Source organism: Sorangium sp. So ce176, from assembly GCF_051519835.1.
GTDB classification, from domain to species: domain Bacteria; phylum Myxococcota_A; class Polyangia; order Polyangiales; family Polyangiaceae; genus Sorangium; species Sorangium cellulosum_G.
In genome coordinates this window covers 7,772,914-7,790,891 of the sequence record NZ_CP150371.1, presented here as the reverse complement: position 1 = coordinate 7,790,891, position 17,978 = coordinate 7,772,914, and the positions used below count along the sequence as shown (strand labels likewise).

Genomic DNA, 17,978 nt, shown 5'->3' with positions numbered 1-17,978 from the left:
GCATCCGCCCCGCCACGAGGGCGCCCCGGGCGCGCCCGGGGCGCGGCGCCGGGGCTCAGCGGGCGGGCGTGAACGCGAGGTGGAGCGTGTACCGCCCGGCGTCCGCCGCGCTGTACGTGTCCACGAAGATGAACAGGGGCGCGCCGCCGTCGACGGCGAGCGCGATCGTCTCGGGGGCGGTGCCGCCGGCCTTGCTGTCCTCGCACCGGATCTGGGAGTCCTCGTCCGCGCAGCTCGCCCGCACGTAGAGCCCGAGGTCTGTCGCGGAGGACAGCGCCAGCGTCAGCGTGCCGTCGCTCGGCGGCGTGTACGTGTGGATCTTCTCCGGCATCCCGCGCGTGAAGCAGGTGCCGTTGAACAGCCTCGTGCCGGTCGACGTGTCGCCCTGGTTGTCGCCGAGGACGGCCGGGAGCGCGTCGGCGCAGGCGTCGTCGAGCTCCAGGGTGCACTCGGCCGAGCAGCCGTCGCCGCTCGTGGTGTTGCGGTCGTCGCACTCCTCGGGCTGACTGATGATCCCGTCGCCGCAGGTGGCCGGAGAGAACACGAAGTCGAGCGTGTACGGCCCTGCGTCGTCCAGGGAGTAGGCGTCGACGAAGATCGGGATCGCCTCGTCCCTGTGCACGACGAGCTCGAGCTCCTCCTCCTCGAGATGGGTGTCCGTGGCGGCATAATCGTCATTGCAGTCGATCTCGGCGAAGCTGTTCGTGCACACCGTGCGGGCATAGAGCCCGTGATCGCTCTCCGACTGGAGCACGACGAGGAGCGTGCCGGACTGGCCCGCGGGCGGCCTGAACAGGTGGAGCTGCTCCGGCCCGCCGCCCGTGCAGCTTGCCTGGAACACGCTCGTGCCGGTCGACGTGTCGCCTGCGATTGTCGTCGTCGTCGTCACGGCCGCGGCGTCCGCGCAGGCTGCGTCGGCGATCGGGCCGCAGGTCGCGTTGCAGTCGTGGTCCGCGCAGTCGGTCAGGCCGTCGCCCTCGTCGTCCACGCCGTCGGCGCACGCCGTCTCGCCCTGCTTGCAGGTGCTGTCGAACGGGTCGCACATGCCGAGCTCCGTGCACTGCGCGTGGTCGGTGCACGCCGGGGTGCACGCCGTGATTCCGTCGACAACCTCGCTGCATCTGTAGCCATCGCGGCACGCGTCCGGTCCGCTGCACCCGAGGATGCACAGGTTCACGCCCTCGCCGAAATCGACGCAGACGCCGCCGTCGGAGCACGCGCCCACGGCGGGATCGCACGGGCTCGCGCAGGAGCCGGACGGCCATCCCCATTCGGTCTCCGTGATGCAGTACTCGCCGGCGCAGGCGTCGTGGTCGGCGCACGCGGCGCCGTAGATGGTGGAGGGACCTCCGCCGGTGCCGCCGGTGGGCTCGGCGCCGCCGGTGCCGCCGGTGGGCTCGGCGCCGCCGGTGCCGGTGGGTTCAGCGCCGCCGGTGCCGGTGGCGCTGCTCGTGCCGGTGGGCTCGGCGCCGCCAGAGCCGGTGGCGCCGCCGGTGCCGCCGGTGGGCTCGGCGCCGCCAGAGCCGGTGGGTTCAGCGCCGCCGGTGCCGGTGGCGCTGCTCGTGCCGGTGGGCTCGGCGCCGCCAGAGCCGGTGGCGCCGCCGGTGCCGCCGGTGGGCTCGGCGCCGCCAGAGCCGGTGGCGCTGCCGGTGCCGCCGGTGGGCTCGGCGCCGCCAGAGCCGGTGGCGCTGCCGGTGCCGCCGGTGGGCTCGGCGCCGCCAGAGCCGGTGGCGCCGCCGGTTCCGCCGGTGGGCTCGGCGCCGCCAGAGCCGGTGGCGCCGCCGGTTCCGGTGGGCTCAGCGCCGCCAGAGCCGGTGGGCTCGGCGCCGCCTGTTCCGGTGGCGCCGCCGGTTCCGGTGGGCTCGGCGCCGCCGGTTCCGGTGGGCTCGGCGCCGCCGGTTCCGGTGGGCTCGGCGCCGCCAGTTCCGGTGGGCTCGGCGCCACCGCTGCTGCCGGTGCTGGTCGCGTCCGAGCCGGTGCCGCTGCCTGTCACGTCGATGCCACCGGCACCACCGGCACCACCGGAGCCGCCACTGCCACCTTCACCGTCATCGTCGCCACACCCGGCGGTCGTCGAGAGCGCGAGCACAAAGAGACCTGCCACGAGTCGTATGTTCATCCACCCGCTCCACCAGAAACAGATTGTCGGGACGCGAGGTGAACCGCACCCCACGCCGCAGCGTCATGCCATCTTCGGCGCAACAGCATCGCCTGCCAACCCCTCTGTCGTGTCGTCCGCAATCTCGTCCGCGCTCCCGGACGCGGCGTGTGCGTCGAGCTGCGCCGTGACCCTCGCGAAGAGACGGCGCGCCGAGCGTGCCAGCGCCCCCATCCGCAGCCGAGCGCGTGCGTTCGGCGGCAGGCTGGCGTACGTTCGCGCGCGATGACGCCCGAGAAAACGCTGCTCCTCTCCCAGTCCGATGTGGCCTCCCTTCTCTCCATGGAGGCGGCCATCACCGCCGTGGAGGCGGCGTTCGCGGCGCACGGCCGAGGCGAGGCCGCGATGCCGCCGAAGGTGTACCTGGGGCTCCCGGCCCACGACGGCGATCTCCGTGCGATGCCGGCCTACGTCGATGGAGCGGCCGGGGTGAAGTGGGTCAATTCCCACCCGAAGAACCCCGCGCGCTTCGGCCTGCCGTGCGTCAGGGGGCTTTATCTCCTCAGCGACCCGGCCACGGCGACGCCCCTCGCGGTGATGGACGCGACCCGCCTCACGGCGGTGCGGACCGGCGCGGCGGCGGCGATCGCGTCGAAGCACCTCGCGCGGCCGAACCCCCGGACCCTCGGCTTCATCGGCTGCGGCGTGCAGGCGCGCTTCCTCCTCGACGCCCACCGCGCCGTTTACGGCGATCGGCTGGAGGTGCTCACCGCGGACGTGTCGCGCGAGGCGAGCGAGCGGTTCGCGGCCGAGGCGGGCGGGCGCGCCGTCTCGGCGGAAGAGGCCTCGGGCTGCGACATCCTCTGCACCACGACGCCGGCGCGCGCGCCGGTCGTGCAGCGCGCGTGGGTCCGGCCGGGGGCGCACATCAACGCGATGGGCGCCGACGCGCCCGGCAAGCATCAACGCGATGGGCGCCGACGCGCCCGGCAAGCAGGAGCTCGATCCGGAGATCCTCCGGGACGCGCGCGTGATCATCGACGACTGGGCGCAGGCGACCGAGAGCGGCGAGGTCAACGTGCCGCTGCACGCGGGCGCCCTGCACCGCGAGCACATCCAGGGCACGATCGGCGAGATCGTCGCGGGCAAGCTCGCCGGGCGCGGCGACGCGGCCATCACGGTGTTCGACTCGACCGGGCTCGCGATCCAGGACGTCGCGCTCGCCCGCGTCGTCTACGCCGCCGCGCGCAGCGAGGGCGCGGGCACGGCGTTCGACTTCTTCGCCTGAGCGCGGCCCGTCACGGCGTCCGCGCGCACCGGATGCCGATGCTGTAGTAGACGGTCGAGGGCGCGACGTTGACGCGCTCGGACGACAGCAAGAAGCTCGGTTTGCCGAACGAGCTCCCGCCGCGGACCACCCGCTCCGCGGTGTCGGCCACGTTCGCGCAATCGACGCACGGGGCCGGGTAGTCGCCGAACCCGTCCAGCACCCACTCCCGCATGCTCCCGCCGAGATCGGCCTGCGCCCACCGCCCGTCGCCCCTCGGCGAGCGGGACCCGACAGGCACGATGTCCGAGAAATCGCTCTGGAAGGTGCAGCCCGGCGCCGCGCTCTCCCTGCAATCGTACGACGCGTAGCTCGCGTCGATCTCCGTCGACTCCGGCGGGCTCGACCACGGATACTGCCGCTGCTCGCTCCCTCCGGCTGCCGCGTGGTTCCACTCGGCTTCCGTCGGCAGCCGGCCCCCGTCCCACGCGCAGAAGGCGGCGGCGACGTACCAGCTCACGCAGTTCATCGGCAGGTGATCGTGCGCGCCGGGAGCATCGGTCCACGTGGCCATGTCCGGGTTGTCCGGAGTGCACGTCACCGCGGCCCTCAGCGCCGCCGCGTCCGCGGGCAGCTCGCTGCTCCAGGCGGGATCCCACCCGCTGCCCTGGATGCCCGGGTGCGCTCCGGCGTCGGCGACTGGCTGGCTCCCGGGATACGCCACCACGAACTTCCGGAACCTCCCCACCGTCACCTCGAAGCGATCCAGCAAGAAGCCGCTCACCGTGGCCGGAAACTCCGGATTGTTGCTGCGATTGAAGCTCCCCGCGGGGATCATCGAAGTCGCGCAGCAGCTCTCGGCGCTCCCTGGCCCGCACGTGGAGGGCAGCCCGTCGCAGCTCGGCGGCGCCGTGCACGTACCCCCGTGGCACACGGGCGCTCCTGCAGGGCACGCCTCCGGTGCGCCCCACTGCCCGTGATCGCTGCACCGCTGCACCCGGTTGTCCGCGCACCGCGCGTCGCTGGGCGCGCACTCGCCGCTGCCGCCATGGCCGCCGCCGCCTGGGCCCGCGCTGTCGTCGCCGCCTGGGCCCGCGCTGTCGTCGCCGCCTGGGCCCGCGCTGTCGTCGCCGGGGCCGGCGTCGCCGCTCTCCACCGGATGATAGTCTTTGTCGAGCCCCAGGAGCGCCGTACAGCCGCTGGCCATGAAGGCCGACGCCGCCCACCACCGTGCAGCGCGCTTGATTCTCATCGCTTCTCCTTAGCTCCCTCGGCGTCGATCGCTGGCACTCTCGGCAGGCGAGGCGCCGAGATGGGGACGAGCCGCGACGAGCGCGCGGCGGCCGCCGGGCTCAATAACGACCGAAGAGGGAGCTCTGGGTTGTCTTGGGCGGCGTTGACGTCCTGGCGCTCGCGACCGGCTTCGGCGCCGGGGTCGCCGCCTTGCTCGGGCGCGCTGCGGGAGGCGCGCTCGCCGTGGGCGCGGCCGCGACGCGCGCGCTGGGCGCCGGCGTCACCGTCGGCGCTGCGACGGCGACCGGCGTCGGCAGCGCCGCCGCGCCCGGCTCCGGCGCCGCCGCGCTCGGCTCCAGTGCCGCCGCGCTCGGCTCCAGCGCGGTGCCGGGCTCGCGCGCCGCCGCGCTCGGCGTGAGGGCCGGCGCACGCCCTGCGGGCGCGGCCGTGGCTTGCTCCGGCGTGGTCGTGCTCGCTGCGGCGACCTCCGGGACCGCCGGCACCTCCCCGCCCCCCGAGCCGACCGAGAGCCAGACCCCCGCGGCCACGAGCGCGCCGAGGCCCAGCGCGGCCATCCCGGCGATGAGCGGCGCCCGGCGCGGCCTCGGCGGCAGCGAGCCCATCGCAGCCCCGGTCGACGTCGCCGCCAGCCGCAGGGCCGGTGAACCGGGGCTGTGCTCGGGCGACGGGGTCATCCCCAGCGCCGACTCGGTCCGCTGGAGGTGCGGCGGCAAATCGGGGTGCGACGGCGCGCTCTGTCGCGCCCCGGGCGAGGACGGCGAGCTCGCGAACGTCGCGCGCCGCCCGCCCACCGGGATGCCGAACACCTCGCCCAGGGCCTGCACCGCCTCGGTCGCCCTGCGGAACCGCGTCGCGGGATCGACCGCCGTGGCCCGGGCGAACCACGCGTCGAAGCCCGGCGGCAACGCCACGCCCATCGCGCGCGCGCGCTGCACCGGCGGCTCCTGCGGACCGCGGATGGCCAGCATCGCGAAGGCGATCACGTCGCCCGCCTCGTTCGCCTCGGGCTCCCAGTACGGCAGCCCCACCAGCAGCGTGAACGCCATCATGCCCAGGGCGTGGATGTCCGCTGTTCCGGTAAGTTTCCTGCTTATCTGGAACTGCTCGGGCGCCATGTAGAGCGGCGTGCCGAGGCTGCGCGTGGCCCCGGCCGCGGTGGCGCCCTCGGCGACGAGCTTCGCCACGCCGAAGTCGAGGATCTTCACGAGGAACGAGCCGTCCTCGCGCTGCGACAGGAAGAGGTTCGCGGGCTTGAGGTCCCGGTGCACGATGTTCGCGGCGTGGGTCCGGTCGAGGGCCAGCGCAGCCTGGTGGAGGTACGTCACCGCCTCGTCGGGCGGCAGGCGGCCGACGCGCTGGAGCCGATGGCCGAGCTCCTCGCCGCGGAGCAGCTCCATGACGAGGAAGGGCATCCCGGTCGCCTCGTCGACGCCCGCGTCGAAGACATCGACGATGTGCTCGCTCTCGATGTGCGCCGCGATGCGCGCCTCGCGCTTGAAGCGCTCGCGCATCTCCTCGCTCTGGAAGAGGTGCGCGTGCATGACCTTGAGCGCGCGGCGGCGCTCGGTCTCGAGGTGCACCACCTCGTGGACGGCCCCCATCGCGCCAGAGGCGATGAGGCGCACGACGCGATAGCGGCGCGCGAAGACGGTCCCTTCCGCCAGTGTAGTCGACACGATCGAGGAGGGTCGCGTGGCGCGCGGGCGGCGTCAAGGATACGCGGAGGCGCGCCGCGAGGATCGCCCGTGCGCAGCGGGCCCCACCCCGATGGTGTTGTTGACGCGCGTCGACGGGTCGTTGCTGCCACGGACATACGTCAACAGGTTTGCCTCCGCGTACTCCGATCTCTCGCCCGGGGGCCTCCCGCCCGGGGGCCACCGCGCGCAGACCGCGGCGCTTCAGGCTCCCGGGAGCGCGGCCGACGGGCTGCTCCGGAGGGCGCTGCCGTCTCTCAGAAGCTCCCTTGCGCGCCGACGACCGCGCCCGTCGGGCCGACCTGCAGCACCCCGGCGCTGACCCACCTCGGGGCCGCGCTGGTCGCCGGGCCCGCCGGCTTCGGCTCGGTCCAGTACAGAACCGCCGCCGCGCCCAGCCCGGCCAGCCCCACCCCGAATCCGATGGTGCTGATCAGGGCCATCGTGTTCCCGCTGCTCGCGGCGTTGACCCCTGTCGCGTCACAGGCCTTCTCGTCGCTCGCGCCGATCGCGCTGCCGCAGTGCTTGTCGACGGCCGCCTTCTGCCCGAGCACGAGCGCGCCCATGACTCCGCCGAGCACGATCCCCGCCGCGCCGACCCCGCCCGCCACGTAAGCGGCGGTCCGCCGGCCCCCCGGGGTCGTCGACGCGTCCGGTGCAGCCGGCGACTCCGGCGTCGTCGGCTGCGTCGCGGCCTCCAGCGCTGGCGTGGAGGTCGGCGGCGGCGGCGGCGCGGGCGCGTCGGACGCCGGCGCTTCCTTGATCTCGAGCGTCAGCGTCCTCGTCTCGCCCTCGGCGAGCGTGATGGTCTGTTCCCAGACGGGCCCTCCGGGCGCCTGGGTCGACAGCCGGTGCTCCCCCGGATCCACAGGCAGCGCGACGCCCAGCGCGGCCGCGCCCAGCGTGTTGCCGTTGCGCGTCACGACAGTGCCGGCCGGGGCGCCTGCCGGCAGCGACAGCGCGAGCCTCGGTACGCGCGGCGAGAGCCGATCGCGCTCCGACCTCGCCGCCTCGGGCCGCTTCCCTTGGCGGGCCTTCAGCGCCGGCGGCATCCGGTCGACCCAGGCCAGGTAGTTCCCGAGCTGCGTCACAGCGGTGGCGACGCGCCCCCAGCGCGCCTCGCACATGGCCAGCGTGAACAGGGTGCCAGGCTGCGGGTCGAGCTGCTCGCTCTCGGCGAGCGCCTTGCAGCCCGTCTCGTAGCGGCCTGCCTCCATGTCGGCGAGCCCTCGGTTGAAGAGCTCCTCCGCGGCCGCGACGTCCTGCGCCCGGGCGGACGCGGAGACCGAGAGCGAGCCGAGGACGACGAGGAGCGGCGTGGACCGGCGGAACCAGGGCGTCATGTTCTAGGGTGTCCTCACGCAGCGGAAGCCGATGTAACGGGTGAAGTCATTCTCGGGGTGATAGGCGCGCTCGAACTGTGACGCTCGATCCTGGTTCCAGCCCCCGCCCCGGATCACCCGATTGAGGGTCGCCCCCGGCTCGTCCAGCTCGGCGCAGTTCACGCATGGGTTCACGTAATGGTCCCTGTTGATGAAGGCGTCGAGCGTCCATTCGCCCATGCTCCCCGCCAGGTCGGCGTGCCTCCACCGTCCATCGCCTTTCGGTGATCTCGACCCGACAGGCAGCATGTCCGCGAACTCGCACGTGCCAGTCCCCGCCCCGAGGCAAGCATACGCCGCGTAGGTGCCGTCGATCATCATCGAGCTCGGCGGGACCGACCACGGATAGGCTCGCTGCTCGCTCCCGCCGGCTGCCGCGTAGTTCCACTCCGCCTCGGTCGGAAGCCGGCCCCCGTCCCACGCGCAGAACGCGAACGCGAGGTGCCAGAGGGTGCAGTTCATCGGCAGGCGCTCGTTGGCGCCGGGCGCATCGGTCCACGTGCTGAACTCGGATTCGCACCGGACTTCCCCGCTCAGCGTGGCTCGGTCTGCGGGCAGGAGCGCGTCCCAGTCCGGGTTCCACCCGCTCCCCGGGATCTGCGGGTGCGCGCCCGCTCCCGCCCTCGGCGCGCTCTCGGGGTACGCGTCCGCGAACATCCGGAACCTCGCCACTGTCACCTCGAACCGATCCATCTCGAAGCTGCTCACCGTAGCCGGAAGCTCGGGGTTGTTCTCCCGGTTGAAGGTCCCCCCGGGCACTTGCAGCGCTGCGCAGCAGTTCTCGTTGCTGCTCGGTCCGCACGTCGCGGCGAGCCCGCCGCAGCGGGGCCGGCACATGCCGTCGATGCACACGGGCATCGTTCCAGTGCACGGCGTGGCGCTCTGCCACGCGTCGTCGACGCAGCGTTGCGGTGTGTTCCCCGTGCACCGCCGCTCATCCGTCGTGCATGTCCCGCCGCCGCCGGAGCTGGTCGTCGTCGTGGTGGCGGAGGTCGTGGTGGTCGTGGCTGACGTCGTGGTCGTGGTGGTCGTGGAGCTGCTCGCTGTCGGGCCGCCGCCGCTCGCGTCGCCGCCGCTGGTGCTGGTGCTGGTGGGGCCGCCGCCGCTCGCGTCGCCGCCGGTGGTGCCGGAGCTGGTCGTCGCGGTGCCGCCGCTGCCGCCGTCCCCGCCGGTCCCCGTCGTGACCGGGCTACCGCCGGTGCCCGCGCCGCCTTCCCCGCCGGTTCCAGTCACCGTTGCGTCGCTGCCGGTCCCAGTCGCGTCACCGCCGGTCCCGGTCGCGGTGCCGCCGGTCCCGGTCGCGGTGCCACTGTTCAGGTAGTAGTCGTCGTCCAGCCCGACGAGCGTGCCACACCCGCCGGCCATGAAGACCGATGCTGCCCACCACCATCCCGCGCGCCTGCTGAGCATGTCGACTACTCCTACAGCCGCCGGACGGGCGCTGTCCACAGCGGTGCGACCGCGGGCGTCCTCCACTCTTACCGGCCGCACGTCGGCCCAGCATGGACCTATCCACCCGCGCTTGCGCCGGGGCTGGAACGCGCGACGCGGCCGCGCCGTCGCGCCTGGCACGCCATGAACAACGCAGCCTGCGCCAGATCAGCCTCGGAGCTGGATGGCTGACGGATTGCCGGGGATCGTAGTGCGAGGCTGCTCGTGATTCCACGCATGTCGCCGCAGTGACGTGCCTTTATCTGCCGCGAAGAGTGGTCGTTCGGCGTGCAGCCCAGGGACCGACCACGCTGCTGCATCGATAGCGTGATGGAGCGGTGACCGGGGCCAGCGCTCAACATACCCGGGCGTAGCTCCCGAGACACAGCCCACGCGCTCCAGGCGCTTCGTCATCAGTGCATGAACGGACGTTCGTGAGCGGCGCCGGCGGCGCGCCCTCCCGCGGCGTGGCCTCCACGGGCCCGCGGCATTGCCCGCTCTCCGGCGCCCAGCAGGTCGGCCGGCGCGACGGCGCCGGCTCCGCCTCCGCCGTGGCCGTCCGCCGCGCGGCTCCGAGGCGCTCCGCGCCGCCCCCTCGTGTCGAGCGAACCGAGGGCTGAGATGATACCCGCCGATCAACCCCGGAAGCACCGCAGGGCGGGCGCGCCGCCCGGCAACAGGACACGCAGGTTCACACCATTACGCGCAAGCTGTCACGGTGATGTCTCTATTTCTGCTACGCAGGGTCGATTGTTCGAATGCACTCCTCCCGGAGCGCTGATATCACCTCCGCCGTGGGCAACCTCGACGGGGGCACGGAGCAGACCTTCCCCGAAGAAACCCCGCGCACTCCGGAACTCGACCGTCTGCGAGCAACGTCGCGATGCCCTCCATGGCCCACGAGGTCCTCGTGGATCTCTTCAAGACCCGCCCATCGCTCGCCGCCGAGCTGCTCGTCGAGGCGCTCGGCGTGCCGCTCCCGCCCTACTCGGGAGCGCGCCTCACCTCGATCGACCTGACCGAGATCCAGCCTGCCGAATACCGCGCCGACCTCGTTGTCGTCCTGCTCGACGGCGACGCGCCGATCTGGGTGCTCATCGTCGAGGTCCAGCTCGGCATCGATCCACGAAAGCGCTATAGCTGGCCCGACTACACCATGGGCGCGCGCGCCGCGCACCGCTGCCAGGTGGGCCTGCTCGTCGTCGCGCCCGATCCCCACGTCGCCGCCTGGTGCGCAGCGCCGATCGAGACCGGCATCCCCGGCTTCGTCTTGCGCCCGCCGGTGCTGGGGCGCGAGGAGGTTCCGGTCGTGACGGACGCCGTGGAGGCGGCCCGCCGGCCCGAGCTGGCCGTGCTCTCCGCCCTGGCGCACGGCAGCAGCGAGCAGGGCGCGACGATCGCCGCCGCGGTGCTGCCCGTGATCCGGGAGCTCGAGGAGGACAGGGCCAGGTTCTACTGCGATCTCGTGCTAAATTCCCTGAACGTGGCGGCCCGCCGGGCGCTGGAGGTGATCATGAAGGGCTACGAGTACCAGAGTGACTTCGCCAAGAAGTACGTCGCGCTGGGACGCCAGGAAGGACGCCAGGAAGGAGAGCGTGCCATTCTGCTGCGGCAGCTTCGCGCTCGTTTCGGCGAGCTGCCAGACGCCGCCGTGGCCCGGGTCGAAGGGGCCGAGAGCGCCGCCCTCGAGCGGTGGGCCGAGCGGGTGCTCAGCGCGAAGACCCTCGCCGAAGCGCTGGACGAACCGAGCTGAGGAAACCGCCGGGCCGGCCGGCACGCCGGCTCGGCCCAGGGGAGGCGCGCGGCGCGCGCTGCAGCCGCTCTTCGCGCCCGCTCGTTCGCGTCGAGCGAACCGAGCGCCGAGATGGTACCCGCCGAGCAACCCCGGAAGCGCCGCAGGTCGGGCGAGCCGCCCGGCAGCAGGACACGTAGACTCACGCCGTTACGCGCGAGCTGCCACAAGGGTGTCTCTATTTCTGCCGCCGCCGCGGCGGGTCGCGTCATTACGAGCATGCCGCCGGAGTCGTGTCTGTATATCTGCCAGGCAGAGCGGTTATTGGCCATGCATCGCTGCTGGCGAGCTGATACCAGAGCGGCATGGGAGAGCTGGACGGGTTCATGAAGCGGGCGTTCGCCGCGGCGACGGCGCACGTGGACGCCAGTCACGTCGCTCGGCAGGATACGCTCGCGCTGTGGCGTGAGCGCATGCAGGCCACCGGCTATCTGCGGGTGTCGCGGCCCGAGGGCCTGGCGTCCCTGGCGGCGCCCTGGCCGGAGGCTCGGGATCACGAGGAAGTGCTTGTCGAGCTGAAGGTCGCCGGCGATCTCGTCGACGTGGTGGCGGTCAAGAGGGCCCTGCTCCGGCGGCAGGTGCGCGAGGTCGAGCGCGTCGAGGAGCGCTCGCCGCCCTGGATGGGCGAGGAGCCGCTGTGGTTCGTCGCTCCCGACGTGCCGTCATGGCTGCACGGTGTGCGGGTGCTGGAGCGCTTCGCGCCTGGTTGCTACCGAGTCGGGCCCTCGCCGTTTCCGTTTCTGTGGATCGCCGCCAACGAGCTGCCCTTGTGCGACGATCTGATGCCCTTCCTGGTGGCGCGCTCGGGACAGGCTCTGGACGACTTCGCCCGGTGGGTCGCACCGCGGCGGGAAATGGAATGGGTGCTCAACATGGTACAGCACATGCCGATATCACCGGAGACACGTGAAGAGTTGATGCGCAAGTTCGGCCGCTCCGACGACCCGGAGATCGAGGCGCGCAGGCAGTGGATCCTCCAGGCCCTGCTCGCCGACAGCCCGGAGGTCAAGGACCAGCTCATCAAGGAGGGCCAGCTCACCGAGGCGCGCGCGGCGTTGCGCAGGGTGCTCGTGGGTCGCGGCTTCGCGCCGACCCCGGCGCAGGAGGCCCGGATCGACGCCTGCTCCAAGCTGGCCACCCTGCACCGCTGGCACGACCGGGCGGTGACCACGCCCAGCGTCAAAGACGCGCTGGCATAGGCCCCATGCGTCGCCGGCGCGGCTTGCCGGCCGCGTGCCTGTGCCGCTGCCAGCGTCTGGAGCGACAAACGGGTTACAACTGCCTGAAAAGCGCAGAACTTCGAACCGCCAAGACGCCAAGGACGCCAAGAAGAGAATCCAATCTTGGCGTCCTTGGCGTCTTGGCGGTTCATTTCTCGCTTGATCAACGTGATCGTTGTTCTAGAGGACGTCCCAGACGAGCCCGGAGAGGCCCCCGCGCTGCGCCACGCCGGGAATACCCTTTCCCTGGCCGGCCCCCCACGGGCCCCCCTCAGACAGCCAGGAACTCCCTTGCGATCTCGTCGTCGAACTCCTCCACCTTCCCCCGCCGCACGATCCCCCCGTTGTCCATGATCAAGTACTCGCTCGCCGTCGAGAGCGCGAAATCCAGGAACTGCTCCACGAGCAGGATCGCCATATCCCCCTTCTTCCCGAGCCCTTTGATCACCTCCCCGATCTCCTGCATGATCGACGGCTGGATCCCCTCCGTCGGCTCATCGAGCAAGAGGAGCTTCGGCTTCCTCAGCAGCACGCGCGCGAGCGAGAGCTGCTGTTGCTGCCCCCCGCTCAGCGTCCCCGCCGCCCGCGCCTGGAACTTCGCGAGGATGGGGAACATCTCCATCATCTCCTCCAGCGCCGCCGGGCTCGGCGTGGGATCGCGCTTCGCCTCGAAGCCCATCAGCAGGTTCTCTCGCACCGTCAGGTAGGGGAAGATCCCTCGCCCCTGCGGCACATAGCCGATCCCGGCGCGCGCCCTGTCGCTCGGCGACCTCGCCGTGAGGTCCGCCCCGTCGAGCGCCACCTTCCCGCGCCGCGGCTTCAGCACGCCCATGATCGCCTTGAGCAGCGTCGTCTTGCCGACCCCGTTGCGGCCCAGCAGGCACGACACCCGGCCGGGCGCGACGTCCAGGCTGACCTGCGACAGGATGCAGCTCTCCTCGTAATAGACAGCGAGATCCTCGACAACCAGCATGCTCTTTACCGCTCCTCCGCCGCAGCCGTGGCCGCCGCACCGCCGCGCGCGCGCCCCGCGTCGTGCGCCCGACCGAGGTAGACCTCGATCACCTTCGCGTTGCCCTGGACCTCCTCGACAGGCCCCTCGCACAGCCTCCTGCCGGCGTGCAGCACAGTCACCGTGCTGGCGTAGCGCCGCACGAACTCCATGTCGTGCTCCACCACCAGCACCGACCGGTGCCTCGCGATCTCCTGCACGAGCTCCCCCGTGCGGTCCCGCTCGCGCCGCGTCATCCCCGCCACCGGCTCGTCCAGCAGCAGCAGCTTCGGCTGCTGCACGAGCAGCATGCCGATCTCCAGCCACTGCCGCTCCCCGTGCGCCAGCACCGCGGCCCGCACGTCCGCGCGCCGCCGGAGCCCGATCCTGTCGAGCGTCTCGGAGATCTCCTTCTCCTGCGCCGACGAGAGCCCGCGGAGCAGCCCCGGCGCGCTCTCCCGGAAGCCCAGCGCCGCCTCGAGGTTCTCGAGCACCGTGAGGCTGCCGAACACCGCCGGCGTCTGGAACTTCCGCCCGATGCCGAGCCGGACCAGGGCGTGCTCCGGCAGGCGCTGCGCCTCGACGGCCTCTCGCCCAGACTCCCCACCTCCGAAGAACACAACCCGCCCGCTCGACGGCCGCGTCCTGCCGGTGAGGATGTCGAGCAGCGTCGTCTTCCCCGCGCCGTTCGGCCCGATCAGGAACCTGAGCTCCCCGCGCTGGATCGAGAAATCGAGCCCGTCCAGCACCTTGAAGCCGTCGAAGCTCACCGTCACCTGCTGGACCTCGACGATGTTGCCGCGGCTCATGACATCGCTCCTCGCTTGATCCCCGCTCATCTCGGCTCTTCTCCGTTCCGCTCAGCGCCCTGTCGTCGCCGGCGCCTCGGCGCGCGCCGCCTCGACCTCGTCGTCGCTCTCCACCCCCGCCGCCGCGGCGTCGCCCCGCGCGCCTGCCTCGCCGCGCGCGTCGCGGCGCCCGAGCCTCGCCGCGTGGCGCCGCACGAAGCCGGCCACGCCCGTCGGGAGCAGCATGACCGACGCCGCGAACAGCGCGCCGAAGGCGAGCTGCCACACCTCGGGGTACGACTCGCTCAGCGCGCTCTTGCCAAGGCTCACAAGGATCGCCCCGAGGATCGCGCCGATCAGCGTGCCGCGCCCGCCGACCGCCACCCACGTCACCATCTCGACCGACGGCATCACCCCCATCGACGACGGCGAGATGAGCCCGACCTGGCAGACGAACAGCGCCCCCGCGACGCCGGCCATGCCCGCCGACAGCGCGAACACGAGCGTCTTCAAGGTGACCGGGTTGTAGCCGAGGAAGCGCACCCGGTTCTCGTCGTCGCGCATCGCCACGAGCAGCCGACCGAAGCGGGACTGCGTGAGCCGCCGGCACAGGAGGTAGAGCGCCCCCAGGCAGAACAGCGTCACGAAGTAGAGCACCGTCTGCGTCGAGGCGCTCCCCCGCGGGAACCCGAAGATCGTCTTCAGGTTCGTGATCCCGTTCGTGCCGCCGGTGATCGCCTGCTGGCCGATGAAGAGGATCGACGCGATCAGCGTGAGCCCCTGGGTGATCAGCGAGAAATACACCCCCTGGACGCGGCTCCGGAACACGAGGTATCCGACCGCCGCCGCGATCGCCATCGGCACGATCACCACGGCGCAGAGCGCCACGACCGGCGACCGGAACGGCTCCCAGAAGAGCGGCAGCGCCGTGAGGCCGCTCCAGCTCATGAAGTCGGGCAGCTTCGCGCCGGACGTCTCCAGCTTGAGGTACATCGCCATCGCGTAGCCGCCGAGCCCGAAGAAGAGCCCCTGCCCGAGGCTCAGCATGCCGCCGTAGCCCCAGATGAGGTCGAGCCCGAGCGCGACGATGGCGAACGTGAGGAACTTGCCGAGCAGGTTCAGGCGAAAATCCGAGAGCACGAGCGGCGCGGCGAGCAGCGGGAGCGCCAGGGCGAGCGGCGCTCCCCAGGTCCAGACGAGGGTGCGAAGGGTGGAGTCTCGAGGGGCCATGTCCGTGTCCTCTTCTATCGGGTGCGCAGGGCGAGCAGGCCTGTCGGCCGCCACTGCAAAAAGGCGATCACCAGCGCGAACACGAGCGCCTTGCCGAGCGACGCTGTCGTCGAGAGCTCGAGCAGCGTGTTCGCCACGCCGATGACGAGCGCCGCCACCACGGTGCCGGGCAGTCGCCCGAGGCCCCCGAGGATGACCACCATGAACGCGTCGACGATGTAGTTCGTCCCGAGCGACGGCCCGATCGAGCCGAGCTGCGTCAGCGCGCAGCCCGCGACCCCGGCGAGCCCCGCCCCGAGCGCGAACGTCGCCGCGTCGACCCGGCGCGCGCGCACGCCGAGGCACGCGGCCATCTCCCGGTTCTGCATCACGGCCCGCAGCCGCCGGCCGCCGGCCGAGCGGTGCAGGTACGTGTAGACCGCGACGATGCACGCGATCACGAGCGCGATGAGGAAGACGCGCTTGTAGGGGAACTGCACCCCGTCCGCGAGCGCGACGCCGCCGCTCAGCCACGACGGGCTCGAGACCTGCACGTTGGACGCGCCGAACAGGCTGCGCGCCGCCTGCTGCAAGACGAGGCCGACGCCCCACGTGGCGAGCAGCGTGTCGAGCGGCCTGCCGTAGAGGAAGCGCACGATCGAGAGCTCGAGCGCCAGCCCGAGCACGCCGGCCACGAGGAACGAGGCCGGCAGCGCGAGCAGGAACCAGACCCCGGCCTCCGTCCCCCCGACGAGCGGCGCAAGGTGCTGCCCGATGACGTACGTCGTGTAGGCCCCTGCCATGATGAACTCGCCATGGGCCATGTTGATCACGTTCATCAGGCCGAACGAGAACGCGAGGCCCATCGAGATGAGCAGGAGGATCGAGCCCAGGCTGAGGCCGTTGAAGGCGTGGAGGAGGACTTCGTTCATCGGGAGCACCAAGCAGGTTGAGGCCGCGCCGCCGCGCTACTTCGCGGCAAGCTCCTTCGCCCAGGGGAACGCGGTGAGGTACGGGTCCGGCTGGACCGGCTTGCCCGTGCTCCACACCTCGTCGATGAGGCCGTCCTGCCGCACCTGGCCGATCCGCACCGTCTTCCATGTGTGCTGGGTCTTCCCGTCGAGCCGGACCGGGCCCTCGGGCGCCGCGTACTCGATGCCTCCGGCCTGCACGGCCTCCTTCACCTTGGCGACGTCGGTCGACTTCGCCTTCTCGACGGCCATCTTCCACAGGAAGACCCCGAAATAGCCCGCCTCGATGGGGTCGTCCGTGACGCGCGCGGCGCCGTACTTGGCCTTGTACGCCTCGACGAACTTCTTGTTCTCGGGGGTGTTGGTTGTCTGGTAGTAGTTCCACGACACGAGGTGTCCGGCGATGTTGTCGGCGCCGATGCCGCGCACCTCCTCCTCGGCGACGCTCACCGAGAGGACCGGGAGCTTCTCGGCGGTGTAGCCGGCGTCCTTGAACTGCTTGAAGAACGCCACGTTGCTGTCGCCGTTCAGCGTGTTGAAGATCGCGTCCGGCTTCGCCGCGACGATCTTGCTGATGATCGTGCTGACCTCGGTCCCGCCGAGCGGCAGGTACTCCTCGCCGGCGAGCTCGCCGCCCTTCGCCGCGAGCTGCGCCTTGATGATCTTGTTGGCCGTGCGCGGAAAGACGTAGTCGGAGCCGAGCAGGTAAATGCGCTTCTTGCCCTTCTCGAGCAGGTAGTCGACCGCGGGGACGATCTGCTGGCTCGGCTCGGCGCCGGTGTAAAAAATGTTCGGCGACTGCTCCAGGCCCTCGTACTGGACGGGGTAGAACAGGAGGCCGTTCAGCTCCTCGAACGAGGGGAGCATCGCCTTGCGGCTCGCGCTGGTCCACCCGCCGAACACGACCGCCACGCCGTCCTGCTGGACGAGCTTCCTGGCCTTCTCGTTGAACGTCGGCCAGTCGCTGGCGCCGTCCTCGATGACGGGCGTGAGCTGCTTGCCGAGGACGCCGCCCGCCTTGTTGATCTCCTCGATGGCGAGGAGCGTCGCGTCCTTGACCGCCACCTCGCTGATCGACATGGTGCCGCTCAGCGAGTGGAGCACGCCGACCTTGATGGTGGCGCCGTCCGACGCGGCCGCCGCGGGCGCCCCCGGCGAGGCCCCCGGCGCGGGCGCCTCCTCGCCCTCCTTGGCGCACGCGGAGAGCAGGGTCGCGCCGGCGAGGGCCGCCGCCGCGATGCAGAGCGCCCGCCGCCTCGATGCGCCCGCCGCCGGCCGCTCCTCAACAACGTCCATCCCAGACGTGAACTTGTTCAACGCATCCTCCTTGGGTGCCGGGAGCCCGTTCAATGCCCTGCATCGACGCGGCGCGGCGAACCGACTGCACAAGAGCCGTTGTGAAGCTCGGGAGTCAGCAACAGCGCTGTGAGACTCCCGGCTGAGCGCCAAGGCCCGCCCTGCCAGCAGGGATCGGCCCTCGGACAGGGGCCAACGACACGACGTCGTGGTGAGATGTCTTATGCCGAGCGCCATGTTTCCTCGAGGTTTCGCCGAGGTGAAATGTCGGCCGGCCCGGCGGCGCCGCGCGCTTTCCGGAGGCTGTCTGGATTCTCGATCACAAAGCGAGTCTCGCGCTCCGTCATCGTCACCGCTCGTCACCGCGCGCCGCCGCCGCCGGTTCCGTCTCGAGCGGGGCGCGCGTGGGCGCGGCCGGCAGGGGTGCGCGCGCCCCGCGCCCGGACAGGCCCAGCGGAACACCTGTGTCGCTCGCCGCGCGCCGGTGTGCCGCTGTGGGGAGCTCTGGCCGCCGCGCGCACGAGCGCTGAGCCCTCCGGCGCTGTCGTGATGAGGTGTGCTCTCCAGTGCAGCGAAAAACTTGTA

At 71.9% G+C, this 17,978-nt stretch carries 12 protein-coding genes and 1 pseudogene; 3 read left to right on the top strand and 10 right to left on the bottom strand.

Annotated elements, in window-relative coordinates; all coding sequences use genetic code 11:
* Positions 1–55 precede the first annotated feature (55 nt).
* Complete coding sequence (locus tag WMF42_RS29170) at positions 56–2,119, bottom strand: DUF4215 domain-containing protein (protein ID WP_437686170.1); 2,064 nt, start codon at positions 2,117–2,119, stop codon at positions 56–58.
* Positions 2,120–2,383: 264 nt separating this feature from the next.
* Here WMF42_RS29170 and WMF42_RS29165 point away from each other — a divergent pair.
* Positions 2,384–3,386: pseudogene (locus WMF42_RS29165) on the top strand (ornithine cyclodeaminase family protein).
* A 10-nt stretch (positions 3,387–3,396) separates the two neighbouring features.
* On the opposite strand, the gene WMF42_RS29160 reads toward WMF42_RS29165, so the two are convergent.
* From WMF42_RS29160 to WMF42_RS29145, 4 genes are all read right to left on the bottom strand, one after another.
* Positions 3,397–4,617, bottom strand: a complete 1,221-nt coding sequence (locus WMF42_RS29160; protein WP_437686169.1) for a formylglycine-generating enzyme family protein — start codon at positions 4,615–4,617, stop codon at positions 3,397–3,399.
* Between the two features lie 100 nt (positions 4,618–4,717).
* A complete protein-coding gene (locus WMF42_RS29155) occupies positions 4,718–6,295 on the bottom strand; it encodes a protein kinase domain-containing protein (protein WP_437686168.1) in 1,578 nt (525 codons plus the stop codon).
* A 275-nt stretch (positions 6,296–6,570) separates the two neighbouring features.
* Positions 6,571–7,656: a hypothetical protein gene (locus WMF42_RS29150; protein WP_437686167.1), complete on the bottom strand. Its 1,086-nt coding sequence runs from the start codon at positions 7,654–7,656 to the stop codon at positions 6,571–6,573.
* Between the two features lie 3 nt (positions 7,657–7,659).
* Positions 7,660–9,105: a formylglycine-generating enzyme family protein gene (locus WMF42_RS29145; protein ID WP_437686166.1), complete on the bottom strand. Its 1,446-nt coding sequence runs from the start codon at positions 9,103–9,105 to the stop codon at positions 7,660–7,662.
* Positions 9,106–10,036: 931 nt separating this feature from the next.
* Here WMF42_RS29145 and WMF42_RS29140 point away from each other — a divergent pair.
* Together WMF42_RS29140 and WMF42_RS29135 are read left to right on the top strand one after the other, a co-directional pair.
* The gene (locus WMF42_RS29140) at positions 10,037–10,879 is read left to right on the top strand and encodes a DUF4351 domain-containing protein (protein WP_437686165.1); all 843 of its coding nucleotides are present in this window, start codon (positions 10,037–10,039) and stop codon (positions 10,877–10,879) included.
* A gap of 344 nt (positions 10,880–11,223) precedes the next feature.
* Positions 11,224–12,117: a hypothetical protein gene (locus WMF42_RS29135; protein WP_437686164.1), complete on the top strand. Its 894-nt coding sequence runs from the start codon at positions 11,224–11,226 to the stop codon at positions 12,115–12,117.
* 292 nt (positions 12,118–12,409) lie between these two features.
* Here WMF42_RS29135 and urtE read toward each other — a convergent pair whose 3' ends face one another.
* Genes urtE through urtA form a run of 5 tightly spaced genes read right to left on the bottom strand, consistent with a single transcriptional unit; the run spans position 12,410 to position 17,393 of the window.
* Positions 12,410–13,111 (bottom strand): urea ABC transporter ATP-binding subunit UrtE, encoded by a 702-nt coding sequence (gene urtE, locus WMF42_RS29130; RefSeq protein WP_437686163.1) that lies wholly within the window; start codon positions 13,109–13,111, stop codon positions 12,410–12,412.
* Positions 13,112–13,116: 5 nt separating this feature from the next.
* Complete coding sequence (gene urtD / locus WMF42_RS29125; protein ID WP_061608286.1) at positions 13,117–13,938, bottom strand: urea ABC transporter ATP-binding protein UrtD; 822 nt, start codon at positions 13,936–13,938, stop codon at positions 13,117–13,119.
* Between the two features lie 51 nt (positions 13,939–13,989).
* The gene (gene urtC / locus WMF42_RS29120) at positions 13,990–15,147 is read right to left on the bottom strand and encodes an urea ABC transporter permease subunit UrtC (RefSeq protein WP_061608283.1); all 1,158 of its coding nucleotides are present in this window, start codon (positions 15,145–15,147) and stop codon (positions 13,990–13,992) included.
* Between the two features lie 14 nt (positions 15,148–15,161).
* On the bottom strand, positions 15,162–16,058 hold the full coding sequence (gene urtB / locus WMF42_RS29115) for an urea ABC transporter permease subunit UrtB (RefSeq protein ID WP_061608287.1): 897 nt from the start codon (positions 16,056–16,058) through the stop codon (positions 15,162–15,164).
* A gap of 36 nt (positions 16,059–16,094) precedes the next feature.
* Positions 16,095–17,393, bottom strand: coding sequence for an urea ABC transporter substrate-binding protein (gene urtA / locus WMF42_RS29110; protein WP_437686162.1), 1,299 nt, complete (start codon positions 17,391–17,393; stop codon positions 16,095–16,097).
* Positions 17,394–17,978: the final 585 nt, after the last annotated feature.

What these genes read in the sequence shown, in the direction of transcription:
- WMF42_RS29170 (WP_437686170.1), bottom strand. Translation starts at nt 2,119, where the DNA reads ATGAACATACGACTCGTGGCAGGTCTCTTTGTGCTCGCGCTCTCGACG.
- WMF42_RS29160 (WP_437686169.1), bottom strand. Translation starts at nt 4,617, where the DNA reads ATGAGAATCAAGCGCGCTGCACGGTGGTGGGCGGCGTCGGCCTTCATG.
- WMF42_RS29150 (WP_437686167.1), bottom strand. Translation starts at nt 7,656, where the DNA reads ATGACGCCCTGGTTCCGCCGGTCCACGCCGCTCCTCGTCGTCCTCGGC.
- WMF42_RS29145 (WP_437686166.1), bottom strand. Translation starts at nt 9,105, where the DNA reads ATGCTCAGCAGGCGCGCGGGATGGTGGTGGGCAGCATCGGTCTTCATG.
- WMF42_RS29135 (WP_437686164.1), top strand. Translation starts at nt 11,224, where the DNA reads ATGGGAGAGCTGGACGGGTTCATGAAGCGGGCGTTCGCCGCGGCGACG.
- urtE (WP_437686163.1), bottom strand. Translation starts at nt 13,111, where the DNA reads ATGCTGGTTGTCGAGGATCTCGCTGTCTATTACGAGGAGAGCTGCATC.
- urtD (WP_061608286.1), bottom strand. Translation starts at nt 13,938, where the DNA reads ATGAGCCGCGGCAACATCGTCGAGGTCCAGCAGGTGACGGTGAGCTTC.
- urtC (WP_061608283.1), bottom strand. Translation starts at nt 15,147, where the DNA reads ATGGCCCCTCGAGACTCCACCCTTCGCACCCTCGTCTGGACCTGGGGA.
- urtB (WP_061608287.1), bottom strand. Translation starts at nt 16,058, where the DNA reads ATGAACGAAGTCCTCCTCCACGCCTTCAACGGCCTCAGCCTGGGCTCG.
- urtA (WP_437686162.1), bottom strand. Translation starts at nt 17,393, where the DNA reads ATGGACGTTGTTGAGGAGCGGCCGGCGGCGGGCGCATCGAGGCGGCGG.